14 protein-coding genes are annotated in these 14,377 nt (G+C 73.0%); 7 read left to right on the top strand and 7 right to left on the bottom strand.

What is annotated here, in order from left to right:
- Nucleotides 1-32: 32 nt before the first annotated feature.
- Nucleotides 33-962 (bottom strand): SDR family oxidoreductase, encoded by a 930-nt coding sequence (locus AB0N90_RS03325; protein WP_365192609.1) that lies wholly within the window; start codon nucleotides 960-962, stop codon nucleotides 33-35.
- 87 nt (nucleotides 963-1,049) lie between these two features.
- Between AB0N90_RS03325 and AB0N90_RS03330 the strand changes: the two genes are divergently transcribed.
- Nucleotides 1,050-1,637 carry a TetR family transcriptional regulator gene (locus AB0N90_RS03330; RefSeq protein ID WP_365192611.1) on the top strand — a complete coding sequence of 196 codons (588 nt, stop codon included), beginning with the start codon at nucleotides 1,050-1,052 and terminating at the stop codon, nucleotides 1,635-1,637.
- A gap of 277 nt (nucleotides 1,638-1,914) precedes the next feature.
- Here the strand turns inward: AB0N90_RS03330 and AB0N90_RS03335 are convergent, their stop codons facing one another.
- Together AB0N90_RS03335 and AB0N90_RS03340 are read right to left on the bottom strand one after the other, a co-directional pair.
- A complete protein-coding gene (locus tag AB0N90_RS03335; protein WP_365192612.1) occupies nucleotides 1,915-2,994 on the bottom strand; it encodes a hypothetical protein in 1,080 nt (359 codons plus the stop codon).
- A gap of 165 nt (nucleotides 2,995-3,159) precedes the next feature.
- Nucleotides 3,160-4,182, bottom strand: coding sequence for a trypsin-like peptidase domain-containing protein (locus AB0N90_RS03340; protein ID WP_365192614.1), 1,023 nt, complete (start codon nucleotides 4,180-4,182; stop codon nucleotides 3,160-3,162).
- A 352-nt stretch (nucleotides 4,183-4,534) separates the two neighbouring features.
- On the opposite strand from AB0N90_RS03340, the gene AB0N90_RS03345 reads away from it, so the two are divergent.
- Both AB0N90_RS03345 and AB0N90_RS03350 read left to right on the top strand, forming a co-directional pair.
- Nucleotides 4,535-5,239, top strand: a complete 705-nt coding sequence (locus AB0N90_RS03345) for an acetate uptake transporter (RefSeq protein ID WP_365192616.1) — start codon at nucleotides 4,535-4,537, stop codon at nucleotides 5,237-5,239.
- A gap of 139 nt (nucleotides 5,240-5,378) precedes the next feature.
- Nucleotides 5,379-6,116, top strand: a complete 738-nt coding sequence (locus tag AB0N90_RS03350; protein WP_361679635.1) for a hypothetical protein — start codon at nucleotides 5,379-5,381, stop codon at nucleotides 6,114-6,116.
- Here the strand turns inward: AB0N90_RS03350 and AB0N90_RS03355 are convergent.
- On the bottom strand, nucleotides 6,109-6,702 hold the full coding sequence (locus AB0N90_RS03355) for a GNAT family N-acetyltransferase (protein ID WP_365192618.1): 594 nt from the start codon (nucleotides 6,700-6,702) through the stop codon (nucleotides 6,109-6,111). The two genes, AB0N90_RS03350 and AB0N90_RS03355, sit on opposite strands and share 8 nt — an antisense overlap.
- A 262-nt stretch (nucleotides 6,703-6,964) precedes the next feature.
- On the opposite strand from AB0N90_RS03355, the gene AB0N90_RS03360 reads away from it, so the two are divergent.
- Nucleotides 6,965-7,402, top strand: a complete 438-nt coding sequence (locus AB0N90_RS03360; RefSeq protein ID WP_361679629.1) for a Fur family transcriptional regulator — start codon at nucleotides 6,965-6,967, stop codon at nucleotides 7,400-7,402.
- Between the two features lie 33 nt (nucleotides 7,403-7,435).
- Nucleotides 7,436-9,661: a catalase/peroxidase HPI gene (katG, locus tag AB0N90_RS03365; protein WP_365192620.1), complete on the top strand. Its 2,226-nt coding sequence runs from the start codon at nucleotides 7,436-7,438 to the stop codon at nucleotides 9,659-9,661.
- A 135-nt stretch (nucleotides 9,662-9,796) separates the two neighbouring features.
- Here the strand turns inward: katG and AB0N90_RS03370 are convergent, their stop codons facing one another.
- A complete protein-coding gene (locus tag AB0N90_RS03370) occupies nucleotides 9,797-10,363 on the bottom strand; it encodes a heme-binding protein (RefSeq protein WP_365192622.1) in 567 nt (188 codons plus the stop codon).
- A 214-nt stretch (nucleotides 10,364-10,577) separates the two neighbouring features.
- Between AB0N90_RS03370 and AB0N90_RS03375 the strand changes: the two genes are divergently transcribed.
- Both AB0N90_RS03375 and AB0N90_RS03380 read left to right on the top strand, forming a co-directional pair.
- The gene (locus tag AB0N90_RS03375) at nucleotides 10,578-11,768 is read left to right on the top strand and encodes a sensor histidine kinase (RefSeq protein ID WP_365192624.1); all 1,191 of its coding nucleotides are present in this window, start codon (nucleotides 10,578-10,580) and stop codon (nucleotides 11,766-11,768) included.
- Nucleotides 11,765-12,397: a response regulator transcription factor gene (locus AB0N90_RS03380; RefSeq protein WP_365192626.1), complete on the top strand. Its 633-nt coding sequence runs from the start codon at nucleotides 11,765-11,767 to the stop codon at nucleotides 12,395-12,397. The genes AB0N90_RS03375 and AB0N90_RS03380 overlap by 4 nt, the downstream gene beginning before the upstream one ends.
- A gap of 31 nt (nucleotides 12,398-12,428) precedes the next feature.
- Here AB0N90_RS03380 and AB0N90_RS03385 read toward each other — a convergent pair whose 3' ends face one another.
- Both AB0N90_RS03385 and AB0N90_RS03390 read right to left on the bottom strand, forming a co-directional pair.
- A complete protein-coding gene (locus AB0N90_RS03385) occupies nucleotides 12,429-13,376 on the bottom strand; it encodes a serine hydrolase (RefSeq protein WP_365192627.1) in 948 nt (315 codons plus the stop codon).
- Complete coding sequence (locus AB0N90_RS03390) at nucleotides 13,373-14,335, bottom strand: LysR family transcriptional regulator (RefSeq protein ID WP_365192628.1); 963 nt, start codon at nucleotides 14,333-14,335, stop codon at nucleotides 13,373-13,375. The genes AB0N90_RS03385 and AB0N90_RS03390 overlap by 4 nt, the downstream gene beginning before the upstream one ends.
- Nucleotides 14,336-14,377: the final 42 nt, after the last annotated feature.

Below are 14,377 nucleotides of genomic sequence, written 5' to 3' on the forward strand. Positions count from 1 at the left end.
CCGGACACGCGCCCGGGGGCCGTCCCTCGGTGTCAGACGGTGCTGTCCTCGGTGGCACGGAAGTAGTGGCCCGCCTCCAGGTCGGTGAGGAGGGTCGGCCCGGTCGGGTCCCAGTCGAGCAGGGCGCGGGTGGCGGCGTTCGAGGCGGGGGCGTCGAGGCCGACGAAGCCGCTCATCCAGCCGAAGTGCCCGGCCAGCTCCCCGGCACCCACCGACACCGTCGGCAGCTTCAGCTGACGGCCGATCACCTCGGCGATCTCACGGAGCGGCACACCCTCCTCGGCGGCCCCGTGCAGCACCGTGCCGGCCGGGGCCTTCTCGACCGCGAGCCGGAACAGCCGGGCCGCGTCCAGCCGGTGGACGGCCGGCCAGCGGTTGGCGCCGTCACCGGGGTAGCCGGAGACGCCCTTTTCCCGCGCGGTGCCGATCAGGGAGGTCATGAAGCCGTTGTCGCCGTCGCCATGGCAGGTGGGGGAGAGCCGGACCACGGACGACCGCACCCCGCGCTCCGCGCACGCGAGGACGGCCTGCGCGGTGACGGCACGGATCAGGACCGGCGAGTCGCCCTCGATCACCGGCATGTCCTGCTCCGTCGCCACCCGACCCGGCTTGAGCCCCGCGAGTCCGGAGGCGAGCACGAACGGGCGGTCGCTGCCGACGAGCGTCTCGGTGAGCGCGTCGACAGCCCTGCGGTCGGCCTCCGCGGCGCTCTGGAAGCCGCCGGAGAAGGCCACGTCGTGCTTGAAGGCGAGGTGGATCACGCCGTCCGAGTCGGCGGCCACGGCACGCAGGACGTCCAGGTCGTCCAGGCTGCCCCGGACGACCTCGGCGCCGGCCGCGGTCAGCGCCTCGGCGGAGGCGTCGGAGCGGGCCAGACCGACGACCTGATGCCCCGCCCCGATGAGCTCCGGAACGACGGCCGAACCGATCCAGCCGGACGCCCCGGTCACGAAAACACGCATGAGAGATCCCCAGACACTGTTGATGTCAGTTACTGACATCGACGCTAGCACTGATGTCAGTCGCTGTCATCGCGTAGGATGCGGGCCATGGGCAGATGGGAGCCGAACACGCGCGAGCGCCTCGCGAAGGCGGCGTTGGACCTGTACGGCGAGCGCGGGTTCGAGCAGACCACCGTGGCGGAGATCGCCAGGAGCGCGGGGCTCACCGAGCGCACGTTCTTCCGGCACTACGCCGACAAGCGCGAGGTGCTGTTCTCCGGCGCCATCGAACTCGAGCAGCTGTTCACGCAGGCGGTCGTCGGCGCCCCGCCGTCCGCCGCGCCGATCGACGCGATGGCCGCGGGCCTGGACGCGATCTGCGCGGTGTTCGAGGAACGGCGCGACTTCGCGCGCAAGCGCCAGGCCGTGATCTCGGCGACCGCGGAACTCCGTGAACGCGAACTGATCAAACTCGCCTCCCTGGCCGCCGCCCTCACCGAAACCCTCCGTGGCCGCGGTGTCCCGCCCTCGGTCGCCGCCCTCACCGCCGAGACCGGCGTCGCCGTCTTCAAGGTGGCCTTCGAGCGCTGGATCACCGCCGACGAGACCCGTCCGCTGGCCCGGCTGGCGCGGGAATCGCTCGACGAACTCAGGGCCGTGGCCCTGGGCGGGAACGCTCCGATGAGTGAGGTGTGACGGGTGGGGTAGACGCCTCCACCGGACGGTCGAGCCGCAAAGTCGGGCAATCCGCTACATGGTGCCCAGGGCTCGTCACCGGCCGTAGATGGAAGGAGACGAACATGATCAAGCTGGCACGGTACGCGGGTACGGTCGGAGCTTCGGCGGCGCTGGTCGGTGGGGCCCTGCTCGCCACCGCCGGGACCGCGGCGGCGGCCCCGCAGAGCACGAGCACCGCGCACCTCCCCGCCCGCACCACCGCGAGCCAGACCGGCGGCCCCGGCTACTCCGCGCATCACGGCGGGCACCGGCTCGACCCCTGGATCGAGGGGCAGCTGGCGCGGTTCGACCCCGTGGCCAGGCACCGGCTGGCCGTGTTCGACCCGTGGGTGAAGGACCAGCTGGCCCAGTACGTGCCCGCCTTCCGCGGCCAGGGCTGACGCGAGCCCCCTGTCCCTCCGTCCCGTCGGCGCCCTCGGTCCACGAACTCCATGGCCGGATATATCGGTGAGGGTCTCTCCAGCAGCTGTCCGTCGCGGCCGTGCAACCAGTGGTCGAAGTACGCCGCCACATACGCCTCGGTCGTGCGGATCGCCGCGGCCGGAGCGATGGTGCCGAGGTCGCCCGTCGGGACGGACGCCGGCAGGCCCGGCTGCGGAAGCAGCGCCTCCGCGTCGGTGAACGAGGCGTGTTCCGAGCCGCGCAGGGTGAGTTGACGCGTCCAGCCCGGGGTGTGGGCCCGGAACGCCCGCCAGCCCGGTGCGATGTCCGTCTCGCCGTCCTTGCCCAGCGGCAGGAACGGCCGGTCGAGACCATGCCGGGCCACCGGCATCGGCGATCCGTCCGAACAGGCCAGGTCCGCCGCCGACGTGGTCTCCCAGGTGCGGGGTTCGCCGAGACCGGGGGAGTGGAGCAGCACGGGAAGCCGCTCTCTTCGCCCCGGGCCCACGGGAGCGTCGCGGGTCACCCGGGTGACCACACCGGCCCAGTCGGCCCGGCCCTTCGGGGTGCCGTGCCGCAGGTAGTCGTCGGCGGTGACAAGGTCGAATTGGGCGGCCGCGGCGGGCAGCGTGTACGGAGCTGGCGGCCGGTGGGCCGTGCGCGTCGCCGGGTAGAACGCGCTGACCATCAACTCGCGGTGTGTTAAGCCCGGTTGCCGTGGATCGGGACGCGTGCGGTCCACCAGGTGCAGCGGCGTCTCGCCGACGGGGTGTGGTCTCGTCGGCGAGGGCGGCGCGGCGGAGGCGGGGCCGATGGGTGTGGTGGCACCGGCCGGCAGGACCGCCGCGAGAGTGCAGAATGCGGCGACCGCCCAGGCGAGAAGCGCCCGTAGCCCCGTGATCCGGCGGCGGAGGCGCGGGTGTTCATCGGTCATGTCCCAAGGGTGACGGGCCGTCACCATCCGCACATCGGGGACGGAACCCGGTCTTTTCACTCGGGGTATCCGTAGGGGATGGACGCCGGACTTCCTTGCCTTCCCGGGCTTCCGGAGTCTCCGGCGCCCCGGACTTCCGTCACCCCGCCCCCGGACTCCCCGGTGTCACCCCCGCACGCCCCCCGCCCCCGCCGGCGGAGCACCGGTGGTGGCGGCGTCGTACAACGCGCGGGTCGCGGAGCCGAAGTACGCGCTGTACGAGACCTGCGCGGTGTTGCCGCCCGTGTGGTAGCCGCCGATCACGCCGATGACCGCCCACCCGTCAAGCCGGGGCACGAGCATGGGACCGCCGCTCGTGCCGCCGACGAAGGCGTCGCAGGCGATGCGCGGGAACGTCCCCGGGTCCGCCGGATCGTCGCTCGCCCACCTCGTGGTCCGGCTCCAGCACTCCAGCGGTTTCTCCGCGCCCGCCGGGTAGCCGATCATCCGTACCGGCGCGTGGCGGTACCCCGTCCCGGTGAGCAGCCGGACCCCGCCGACCGCGTCCTGCAAGGACGTGCCGTCCTGGTTGGGTTCCGTCACCGCGAAGCCGAAATCGTAGGCGGCGCCCGCGTGTTCGCCCAGGTCGTAGTACCGCTGCGGCACATAGACGCCGTCGGCCCCGACCGGGAAGACCCCGTAGGGCTTGACCCCGTCGTGATACCGGGGGACGAAGGCCAGCCGGCGCTGCGGTGCGGTGCCGGAGTAGCCCTTCAGGCAGTGGCCCGCGCTGAGGACCAGGTCGCGCCCGGGGCTGCGGACGACGGAGCCGCTACAGGTGCGGCCGGTGCCCTGGGCGTCGGTCCAGAAGAAGGTTCCGGCCTGCGGGATGCCGTCGAAGCTCCGGCTGGGCGGAATGTACTCGCCCGGCCGGGGACCGTCCACCGCGGGGGAGAGGGCCGGGCCCGTCCCGGAACCCTTCGCCGCGTCGGCGGGCAGGGCGGCCGTCATACGGGCCGCCGTCCAGTAGGCGTCGAGCCGGGCGGCGACCGGATTCGGCCCGGCCGTCGCATTCTCCGCCGCACCCGCCGCACCCGTCGAATCCGGCGAGGTCGGCGAAGCCGAAGCCGCCGCGGCCGGACCGCCCGACAGCAGCACGGCGGCCGCGCAGACGGCGAGGTGACGTAAGCCCGGAACCCTACGCACCATCAGTTCCCTTCGGAGCAGGGGTACATGACGGCTCACCCTAGGCCCGGGGCCGACGCGGCGGAAGAACGCACCACGGCACCACGCGACCCGCCATGTCACGCAGCGGCGGTCACGGCGGCGGCCCCGCCCTGCTCCGGCCCCGCCCGGCCGACGAAGTGGGACGGCGTCAGCGGCGAAACCGTATGAGATGCAAATGCTATGAAGCGGAGTAAATGGGTACATTCTGTACAGGTGTATCTACGTGGCACACGCGTGTCACAGCCCGCCTCGGGGGCACGGACCAGCATGTTTGCGGGCTCGGCGAGCAAGGGCCTCCGGCCCTGCTGACCATTGGTCGAAGGGATGCCCGGATATGAACGAGGACACGAGGAGCCTGCACCCGGAGCAGCCGCCACCCGGGGCGGTCCCGCCCACGGGCACCGCGTCCGAGGCGGCTCCGCGCGCGACGGCCTGGGCCGATCCCGCCCCCCTGGGCCTGGCCGGCTTCGCCCTGACGACTCTGCTGCTGTCGATCATCAACACCAATCTCCTGAAGGAGACCGCCGGCATCCTGCCCGTCCTGGGTCTCGCCCTGTTCTACGGCGGTCTCGCACAGTTCGCCGCGGGACTCATGGAGTTCCGCCGCGGCAACACGTTCGGGGCGACGGCGTTCGTCTCCTTCGCCGCCTTCTGGCTGTCCTACTGGTGGATCGCGCCGCGCGTGGCGCTCGCCGGTGACGCGCACAACGCGCTGGGGCTGTTCCTGCTCGGCTGGGCGATCTTCACCGCCTACATGACCATCGGCGCCCTGCGGGTCAGCCTCCCGGTCCTCGCGGTGTTCGTGCTGCTGACCCTGACCTTCCTCTTCCTGGCCATCGGGTCGTTCCAGGGCGGCGCCGGGCACGTCATGACCGAGGTGGGCGGCTGGTTCGGCATCCTCACGGGGCTCGCCGCCTGGTACGCGTCGGCGGCCGGTGTCATCAACGCGGCGCACGGGCGCACCGTGGTGCCGCTCGGCACGCTTCCGGGCCGGACCGAGCCGAGCGAACGGGTACGTCACGACGAGCGATCCGTCTGACGAGAGCGGCAGGACCACCGCCGTACCGCCCACTCGCGGTGTGACCGTCGCGGTCTGACCGTCGTACTCCCCGCACGCGTGCGCGCCGTACCGTCTCCCCGCCGCAACCCGCCCCCGTCCGCCCGCGACAATGTCCGGCATGAGCGAGGACAGGGACGACGCCGACGGCCGTCTGGCCAGGATCGAACGACTGCTGCAGAGCGGCGAGCGCGGACTTCAGCCGGCGTGGCGCCGGGCGACCCGGGGCGAGACGCGATGGGCCGTGACCACCGTCATGCTGGCGGCGGTCGCCCTGCAACTGGTCCTGCCGCACCGGCTGGTGCTGCTGCGTCCGGTCTGGATCCTGCCGGTGCTGGAAGTGGTCCTGCTGGCCGCGCTGGTGGCGGGCAACCCCCGGCGGGTGGAGCCCGGCACGGTGTGGTGGCGGTGGCTGGGGCTGCTCCTGATCGGCGTCATCAGCCTGGCCAACGGCTGGTCGGCGGGCCAGCTCGTATGGGATCTGGTGCACGGCATCGGCGGCCAGGACGCGGTGCCGCTGCTGCGCGCCGGTGCCGTCATCTGGTTCACCAATGTCATCGTCTTCGCGCTCTGGTACTGGGAGTCGGACCGCGGCGGCCCGATGGCGCGGGTGCGCGGGCAGCAGCAGTACGCCGACTTCCTGTTCGTCCAGATGCAGAGCCCCGACATGGCGCCCCCGGACTGGGAGCCGGAGTTCCTCGACTACCTGTACCTCTCGTTCACCAACGCCACCGCCTTCAGCCCGACCGATGTGATGCCCCTGTCCAGGTGGGCCAAGATGCTGATGATGCTCCAGTCGTCGGTGTCCCTGGTGACCGTCGGGCTCGTGGTGGCCCGCGCCGTCAACGTCCTCAGGTAGGGCGGCGGCAACTTCGGGCAGCGGGTGAGAGGGCAGGCCGACCGGCCTCGGCGGGCTCCGGGTCGGTGGCCAGCCGGGCGTGCGTCTCGACGTCGTGGCGCACCCCGTCGTACTCCAGCTTCTGCCGTTGCAGGCCCTCCACCGCGAACCCGGCCGCCCGGGCGACCCGGCAGGACGCCGGGTTGTTGACCCGGTGGCCGAGTTCGAGGCGGAAGAGCCCGGCGTCGTCGAAGGCCCAGCGGGCCAGTGACCGGCAGGCGCCGGAGGCCACACCGCCGCCCCGGGCGGCCCGGGTGGTCCAGTAGGACACCCAGCCCGTCGAGTGCCGCCGGTCGATCGCGCTCACGGCCACCTGGCCGAGGACGGTGTCCTCCTCGTCCACGACGGCGAACGCGAAGGCCGTTCCCGCCCGCCACCGCTCCCGCTGCCCGGCGAGCCAGCGCCCGGCGTCCCCGGGCGAGACCACCGGCTCCCTGGCCTGTTCGCGCATCAGAGGGTCCGCGAACGCCGTCAGGACCGCCCGCGCGTCCCCCTCCGACCAGCGCCGCAGCCACAGTCCCGGCGATGCCTCCAGATGATCACGCATCGCCGTAGTCTCCCGCATCGGCGTCACATAGATCCCTCTCACCCGATCGGCGGACGGTTCGACTCGTGCTGTCCGGGGAGAGTGGGGTGGGGCACAAGATCCGTGCGTGTCCCGGCGCGGCGCAGGAGCGACGGCGCCCGGCATGCGGAGCAAAGCTGCGCAGCTGTGAACGCGGAGAGGAACGCCGTACAACGGCGGAAGACCAGAATTGCATCGTTCGTTTTCTTGAATCCCTCGTGTTTGTGAGAGTAGGTTCGGCCTCATGACCGCCTCCCCGACTCCGACCACCGCCGAGGAGCTCCGCGGTGCCGGCCTGCGCGTGACGGCGGCTCGCGTCGCGCTGCTGGAGACGGTCCGGGACGGCGACCACCTCGGTGTCGAGGCGATCGCCTCCGGGGTCCGTGACCGCGTAGGCCATATATCCCTGCAAGCCGTCTACGAGGCTCTGCACGCGCTCGCCGCGGCGGGTCTCGTGCGCCGCATCGAGCCGGCCGGTCATCCGGCCCGGTTCGAGGGGCGCGTCGGCGACAACCACCACCACATCGTGTGCCGGTCGTGCGGGGCCGTCGTCGACGTCGACTGCGCCGTCGGCGAAGCGCCCTGTCTGACCGCCGCCGACGACCGGGGCTTCGCCATCGACGAAGCCGAGGTCGTCTACTGGGGCGTATGCCCCGACTGTTCCACCGGCCGCAGTTCCTGAGCACCTGGTTCCGCTTAGTTCGGAAGGATTGCCATGACTGAGAACCACGACGCGATCGTCACAGACGCGAAGTCGGAGGAGGGGAGCGGCGGCTGCCCCGTCGTTCACGACCGGGCCCTGCACCCGACCCAGGGCGGCGGCAACCGCCAGTGGTGGCCGGAGCGGCTCAATCTGAAGATCCTCGCCAAGAACCCGCCCGCGGCCAACCCGCTGGGCGAGGAATTCGACTACGCGGCGGCCTTCCAGAGCCTCGACCTCCCGACGGTGAAGCGGGACATCGAGGAGGTGCTCACCACCTCCCAGGACTGGTGGCCCGCCGACTTCGGCCACTACGGCGGTCTGATCATCCGTATGGCCTGGCACGCCGCCGGTACCTACCGCATCAGCGACGGCCGCGGCGGTGCCGGTCACGGTCAGCAGCGCTTCGCCCCGCTGAACAGCTGGCCCGACAACGTCAACCTGGACAAGGCCCGCCGCCTGCTGTGGCCGGTGAAGAAGAAGTACGGCCAGAAGATCTCCTGGGGCGACCTGATGGTCCTCGCGGGCAATGTGGCGCTGGAGTCCATGGGCTTTGAGACCTTCGGCTTCGGCGGCGGCCGCAAGGACGTCTGGGAGCCGGAGGAGGACGTCTACTGGGGCCCCGAGACCACCTGGCTCGACGACCGCCGCTACACCGGCGACCGCGAGCTGGAGAACCCGCTCGGCGCCGTCCAGATGGGTCTGATCTACGTCAACCCCGAGGGCCCGAACGGCAACCCGGACCCGCTGGCCGCGGCCCGCGACATCCGTGAGACGTTCCGCCGCATGGCGATGAACGACGAGGAGACCGTCGCCCTGATCGCCGGAGGCCACACCTTCGGCAAGACCCACGGCGCCGGCCCCGCCGACCACGTGGGCCTCGACCCCGAGGCCGCCGGTCTTGAGGAGCAGGGCCTGGGCTGGAAGAGCACCTACGCCAGCGGCAAGGGCAGGGACGCCATCGGCTCCGGTCTCGAGGTCACCTGGACCTCCACCCCGACCCGGTGGGGCAACGGCTTCTTCGACAACCTGTTCCGCTACGAGTGGGAGCTGACCGAGTCCCCGGCCGGCGCCAAGCAGTGGGTCGCCAAGGACGCCGAGGCCACGATCCCCGACCCGCAGGACCCGTCCAAGAAGCGTCTGCCCACGATGCTCACCACGGACCTCTCCCTGCGCTTCGACCCGATCTACGAGCCGATCTCCCGCCGCTTCCACGAGAACCCGCAGGAGTTCGCCGACGCCTTCGCCCGCGCCTGGTACAAGCTCACCCACCGCGACATGGGCCCGAAGTCCCTGTACCTCGGCCCCGAGGTCCCCGAGGAGACCCTGATCTGGCAGGAGCCGCTGCCGGCGCGCGAGGGCGAGCTGATCGACGACGCGGACATCGCGGCCCTGAAGACCAAGCTGCTCGGCTCCGGGCTCGGCGTCGGCCAGCTGGTCACCACCGCGTGGGCCTCCGCGTCCACCTTCCGCGGCAGCGACAAGCGCGGCGGCGCCAACGGCGCCCGCATCCGCCTCGCACCGCAGCGCGGCTGGGAGGTCAACCAGCCCGATGAGCTGGCCCAGGTGCTGCGCGCCCTGGAGGGCATCCAGCAGGACTTCAACGCCGCCGGAGCCAAGAAGGTCTCGCTGGCCGACCTGATCGTCCTCGGCGGTGTCGCCGCGGTCGAGAAGGCGGCCAAGGAGGGCGGCTTCGAGGTCCGGGTGCCGTTCACGCCGGGCCGGGTGGACGCCGGTGAGGAGCACACCGACACCGAGTCCTTCGAGGCGCTGGAGCCGACCGCGGACGGCTTCCGCAACTACCTCGGCAAGGGCAACCGGCTGCCGGGCGAGTACCTGCTGCTCGACCGCGCCAACCTGCTCACCCTCAGCGCCCCCGAGCTGACCGTCCTCATCGGCGGCCTGCGCGTGCTCGGCGCCAACCACGCCCAGGCCCAGCAGCAGGGCGTCCTCACCAAGACGCCGGGCGTCCTCACCAACGACTTCTTCGTCAACCTGCTCGACATGGGCACGACCTGGAAGTCCACCTCCGAGGACCAGACCGCCTTCGAGGGCCGCGACGCCGTGACGGGCGAGCTGAAGTGGGCCGGCAGCCGTGCCGACCTGGTCTTCGGCTCCAACTCCGAGCTGCGCGCCGTCGCCGAGGTCTACGCGAGCGACGACGCGAAGGAGAAGTTCGTGAAGGACTTCGTCGCCGCCTGGGACAAGGTCATGAACCTGGACCGGTTCGACCTGGCCTGATCCGCCGACACGATGTCCGGGCCGCCCCTTGCTGGGCGGCCCGGGCATCGTCGTCTCATCGGTGCGGTGGGGACGAGTGGTGCCGACATCCCCGGCGCGACGAGCGGTTACGACGCCCCCGGCGCGTGTCAGCCGTCAGTGGTCCAGTGCCGCCGCGCCCGCCCGGGCGTACTTCTCGTCCAGGTCGCCGGAGGGGGCGCCCGCGACGCCGATGCCCGCGACCGGGGCGCCCTTGGCGGTCACCGGGGTGCCGCCCGCGAGGAACAGCGTCCCCGGGATGTCCTTCAGGGTCGGCGCCTGCGCCAGCCGCCCGGTCAGCTCCGAGGTGGGGGCGTTCCAGGACACCGCCGTGAACGCCTTGCGCCCGGCGGACTCGTACGACTGCGGGCCCGCGCCGTCCCCGCGCAGCGTGACCAGCGTGTCGCCGTTCCGGTCGACCACGGCCACGGACACCTGCCGGCCGTCCTTGACGGCGGCGTCCAGCGCGGCCCGCGCCGCCTTCTCCGCGGCCCGCACGGTGAGATGGGTGCTCCGGGTGAGATCGCCGGGACGGGCCGCGGCGGGCGCGACGGCCCGAGCGGCGCCGGTCGAACCGGCGGCATGGGCGGCGACGGTGCCGACGACACCCGCGCCCATGACGGCCAGGGCGGCACCGCCGACGAGGACACGGGTACGGCGGGACGGCTTCCTACGGCTGGACATGACGGGCAACCTTCCGATGGCGGTGGGGGCCGCGGCCGAGGTGCGGCCGGGCCGAGGCGGAATCGCTTCGGTATCGATCCTCGGCCCGTCCCGTGCCGTCTCCCGTCGATGGACCGGTGGTCCCCCGGGTCATCCGATCGAATGACCCCGCGCGCTCGGGGCCGGGGCACAATGGGCCTTGTTTGCCCAGTTCAGCGCGGTGACACGGGAGGTGATGGCGGTGCCGGAACCCGCACAGGGCGACACCCGCGCCCTCACGATCGTCATGCACACGGCGTTCTTCGTGCTGCTGGGCGCGTCGCTCGCCCGCTACCTCGCACGGCACGGCGAGAGCCCCCACACCCCCTGGATCGTCGCCCTCTCCGCACTGCTCGCCGTGCTCTACGTCCTCGGCCCCGCCCTCGGCACCCGCCCCACCCCGCGCCGGCTGACCTGGCTCGGCCTGGTCGTGGCGGCCTGGGCGCTGCTCGTCGTCCTGGCCCCGAGCTTCGCCTGGTGCGCGGTTCCGCTCTTCTACACCGGTCTGCGCACCCTGCCGCCGCGCGCCGCGATCCCGCTGGTCGCGCTGCTGACCGCGCTCGCGGTGGCCGCCCAGCTCGAACTCGCCGGCTGGCCCGACCCGAATGTGCTGCTCGCCCCGCCGGCCGTGGCCGCCGTCGCCGCCACCGTCTATGTCGTCATGCACCGCCAGGCCGCCCGGCAGAGCGACCTCATCGACGACCTGGTCCGCACCCGGCGCGAACTCGCCGCCACCGAGCGCCGCGAGGGCACCCTCGCCGAACGCGAACGGCTCGCCCGGGAGATCCACGACACCCTCGCCCAGGGCCTGTCCAGCCAGCGCATGCTGCTCCAGGCCGCCGACCGGCTCTGGGACAGCGCGCCCGGCACCGCCCACGAGCACGTTCGCACCGCCGCGCGGATCGCCGAGCGGGGCCTCGCCGAGGCCCGCCGCTTCGTGCACGATCTGACCCCGGCCGACCTCGCCGAGGGCGGCGGCCTGCTGCGGGCCCTGCGCGCGGTCGCCGCCCGCGAGACGACACCCGGACTCACCGTCCGGGTGCACACCGAGGGCGCCCCGCCCGGCCGGCTGCCCGCACCTGTCGAGTCCGCCCTGCTGCGCATCGCCCAGGGCGCCCTCGCCAACGTCCGCGAACACGCGGGCGCCACGACCGCCACCCTCACCCTGACCTGCCTGGACGACCAGATCGTCCTGGACGTCATGGACGACGGCCGCGGCTTCGACCCCGCCGAGGAGCGCCGCGACGGTGCCGGTCGCGAGGGCCGTGGCCACGGTCTGCCCGCCATCCGCGCCCGGCTGCGTCAGCTCGGCGGCACCCTCACCATCGAGTCGGCGCCGGGCGAGGGCACGGCCCTGTCGGCGGCGATCCCCCTGGAGCGACCATGACCGAACGCCCCGTACGCATCCTGGTCTGCGACGACCATGCCGTCGTACGCGCCGGGCTGCTCGCCCTGCTGCACAGCGCCCCGGACATCGAGGTCGTCGGCGAGGCGGGCACCGGCGAGGAGGCCCTGGCGCTGGCCCGGAAGACCGCGCCCGACGTCGTCCTGATGGATCTCCAGCTCGGCGCCGGCATCGACGGCGTCGAGACCACCCGGCGGCTGCGCGCCATGAGCCCCGCGCCGCACGTCCTCGTGCTCACCACGTACGACACGGACGCCGATGTCACCCGGGCCGTGGCGGCGGGCGCCACCGGGTATCTGCTCAAGGCCGAGCGCGCGGAAGACCTGTTCACCGCGATCCACGCCGCCGCCCAGGGCCGCCCCGCGCTCTCGCCCCCGGTCGCCGACCGCGTCATGTCCCGGCTGCGCAATCCGCGCCCCGCCCTCACCCCGCGCGAACGCGACATCCTCGCCCAGCTCGCCCAGGGCCTGCCCAACCAGGCCATCGCCCGCGCCCTGTTCATCAGCGAGGCCACGGTGAAGACGCATCTGCGGCGCATCTACGACAAGCTCGGCGTGGACACGCGCGCGGGCGCGGTCGCGGTGGCGAAGGAGCAGCGGCTGCTGTCCTGACCGGGACGCCGTCGGCGCGGCCCCGCCCCCTTCAGCGGCGCAGCGCCTCGAACGCGTCCCGGGCCGCCGCGCCCATCGCCAGCTCGATGTCCGGGGCGAGACCGGCCCGCCGGTCCGCGCGGGTGAGCGCGGCCATGGCCACCCGGTCGCCCGACTCCGCCTCCACCACTCCGATCTCGTGCCGCAGATGCAGGAACGTGCCCGTCTTCCCGCTCCACCGCAGCGAGTCCGCGCGCAGCTCGCACGCCAGCCGCTGGGTGAAGACCTGGCAGCCCATCAGCCGCCGCAGCTCCGCCGTCGCCCCGGGCGCGGCGATCTCGTCGCCCCACACCCGCCGCAGCAGCTCGACGAGCGCCGCCGCCGAGCCGGCGTTGGCATGCGCCGGATCCAGGGTCTCGATGGTGGGCAGACCCGTTTGCTCGTCCCGCACGGCCAGTTCCAGCGCGAGCGAGAAGTCGTTTCCGGCGGCGCCGACCGCGCACTCGTACATATGGTTCATCCGGTGCCGCATCCGGATGCCGTCGCACCCCCACGCCCGCAGCCGCGCGTCCACCTCCGCCACCGGCACCAGGCCGAACAGCGCGTCCGCGGCGGCGTTGTCGCTCACCGACAGCATCAGCAGGAGCAGATCGCCGACGGCCACGGTGGCCGGGTGCCGGAACGCCGAGAGACCGGTGGAGCCGACGCTGCTCCGTGCCGGATCGACGGTCACCGGCCGCGCCGGGTCCAGTTCTCCGGCCGCGATCCGGTCCAGTACGACCAGGGCCAGCGGGACCTTGGCGACGGACGCGAGGGGCATCGGCTCGTCGAGGTCGAAGCCGAGTCGCTCGCCCGTGTCCAGGTTCAGGGCGAGGAAGGAACCGCGCACCCCGAGCGCCGCCCAGTCCGCCGCGACCGCCTCGGCGGCATCCAGCAGGGCACCGTCGTCGCCGACGCAGACGGGCCGGGTTCGGCTGCCGCTCGGCTCCACGGCGCTCATCCGCGGGCCGCCAGCCGGGAGGGGGCGTCGCCGACGGCCCGGCGGCCACCGGTGTCCCCGTGGCCCGCCGCCCCGACCGCCGTGCCCAGCAGCCGGGTCAGCCACTCCGGTACGTCCGCTGCGCCGCGCGGACCGGGTGGTGCGCTCACGTCGTACCCCCGGTGCAGGGCGGTGTCGCCCAGGGGTGCCCACCGGGCGTCGTACCGGCGTGCGTAGGACTCGGTGCACAGCAGCAGGGCGCGCCCGGCCAAGGTCTCGGTGAGCGCGTCGGCGGCCGGTCCCGCCGCTGCGATCCGTCCCTCGGGGAGCCCGGCACGCGCGACGGCCCGGGCGAACCGGTCCTCGAAGCAGGGGACTCGGTCCTCGGCCAGGACGAGAAGGGGCAGCGGGGACACGGGTGGTTCGCCGGTACGGCGACGCCGTGGCCGTAGCTCTTCGAGGTGGAGGGCGCGCGGCGCCTCCTCGGTGTCGGCCGGGGCGGAGGCCAGTCCCAACGGCACCCGGAAGGCGGCGGATTCCGGTACGACGCGGAGGAGCGCGCAGGCGAGCGTGCCGTCGCTCAGGCCCGACTCCCGCTCCATGGGCGGTAGTTCACGCATGCCGAGGGTGATCCCGCGCTCGGTGCCGGCGCGCAGGGCGCGGGCCAGGGCGGCCGGGGCGCAGTCCGCGGGCACGCCGACGGCACGCACCCGCGCGTGCCGGGCCGAGCGGGCGGCCTGCCGTAGCCGCTGGGCGCGGTCCAGGACGTCCCGGGCGTAAGGGAGGAGCAGTACGCCCAGCTCGGTGGTCGTGACCTGGCGCCGGGAGCGGTCGAACAGCGGACCGCCGAAGTGGCCCTCCAGCGTCTTGATCCGTCGGCTGAGCAGCGGCTGGGCGATTCCGAGCCGGTCGGCCGCCCGGGAGAAGCTCGCCTCGTCGGCGGTCGCCACGTACGCCTCCAGATGCGCCAAGAGATCCATCCAGTAGTCATATCAATAAGGCATGAGATGTGCACAGTTCAC

The sequence above is a fragment of the Streptomyces sp. NPDC093018 genome, assembly GCF_040684035.1.
Classification (GTDB): Bacteria; Actinomycetota; Actinomycetes; order Streptomycetales; family Streptomycetaceae; genus Streptomyces; species Streptomyces murinus.

Coding starts and splice junctions, on each gene's coding strand:
- AB0N90_RS03325 (WP_365192609.1), bottom strand. CDS start 962: ATGCGTGTTTTCGTGACCGGGGCGTCCGGCTGGATCGGTTCGGCCGTC.
- AB0N90_RS03390 (WP_365192628.1), bottom strand. CDS start 14,335: ATGGATCTCTTGGCGCATCTGGAGGCGTACGTGGCGACCGCCGACGAG.
- AB0N90_RS03345 (WP_365192616.1), top strand. CDS start 4,535: ATGAACGAGGACACGAGGAGCCTGCACCCGGAGCAGCCGCCACCCGGG.
- katG (WP_365192620.1), top strand. CDS start 7,436: ATGACTGAGAACCACGACGCGATCGTCACAGACGCGAAGTCGGAGGAG.
- AB0N90_RS03380 (WP_365192626.1), top strand. CDS start 11,765: ATGACCGAACGCCCCGTACGCATCCTGGTCTGCGACGACCATGCCGTC.
- AB0N90_RS03340 (WP_365192614.1), bottom strand. CDS start 4,182: ATGGTGCGTAGGGTTCCGGGCTTACGTCACCTCGCCGTCTGCGCGGCC.
- AB0N90_RS03350 (WP_361679635.1), top strand. CDS start 5,379: ATGAGCGAGGACAGGGACGACGCCGACGGCCGTCTGGCCAGGATCGAA.
- AB0N90_RS03375 (WP_365192624.1), top strand. CDS start 10,578: ATGGCGGTGCCGGAACCCGCACAGGGCGACACCCGCGCCCTCACGATC.
- AB0N90_RS03370 (WP_365192622.1), bottom strand. CDS start 10,363: ATGTCCAGCCGTAGGAAGCCGTCCCGCCGTACCCGTGTCCTCGTCGGC.
- AB0N90_RS03385 (WP_365192627.1), bottom strand. CDS start 13,376: ATGAGCGCCGTGGAGCCGAGCGGCAGCCGAACCCGGCCCGTCTGCGTC.
- AB0N90_RS03330 (WP_365192611.1), top strand. CDS start 1,050: ATGGGCAGATGGGAGCCGAACACGCGCGAGCGCCTCGCGAAGGCGGCG.
- AB0N90_RS03355 (WP_365192618.1), bottom strand. CDS start 6,702: ATGCGTGATCATCTGGAGGCATCGCCGGGACTGTGGCTGCGGCGCTGG.
- AB0N90_RS03360 (WP_361679629.1), top strand. CDS start 6,965: ATGACCGCCTCCCCGACTCCGACCACCGCCGAGGAGCTCCGCGGTGCC.
- AB0N90_RS03335 (WP_365192612.1), bottom strand. CDS start 2,994: ATGACCGATGAACACCCGCGCCTCCGCCGCCGGATCACGGGGCTACGG.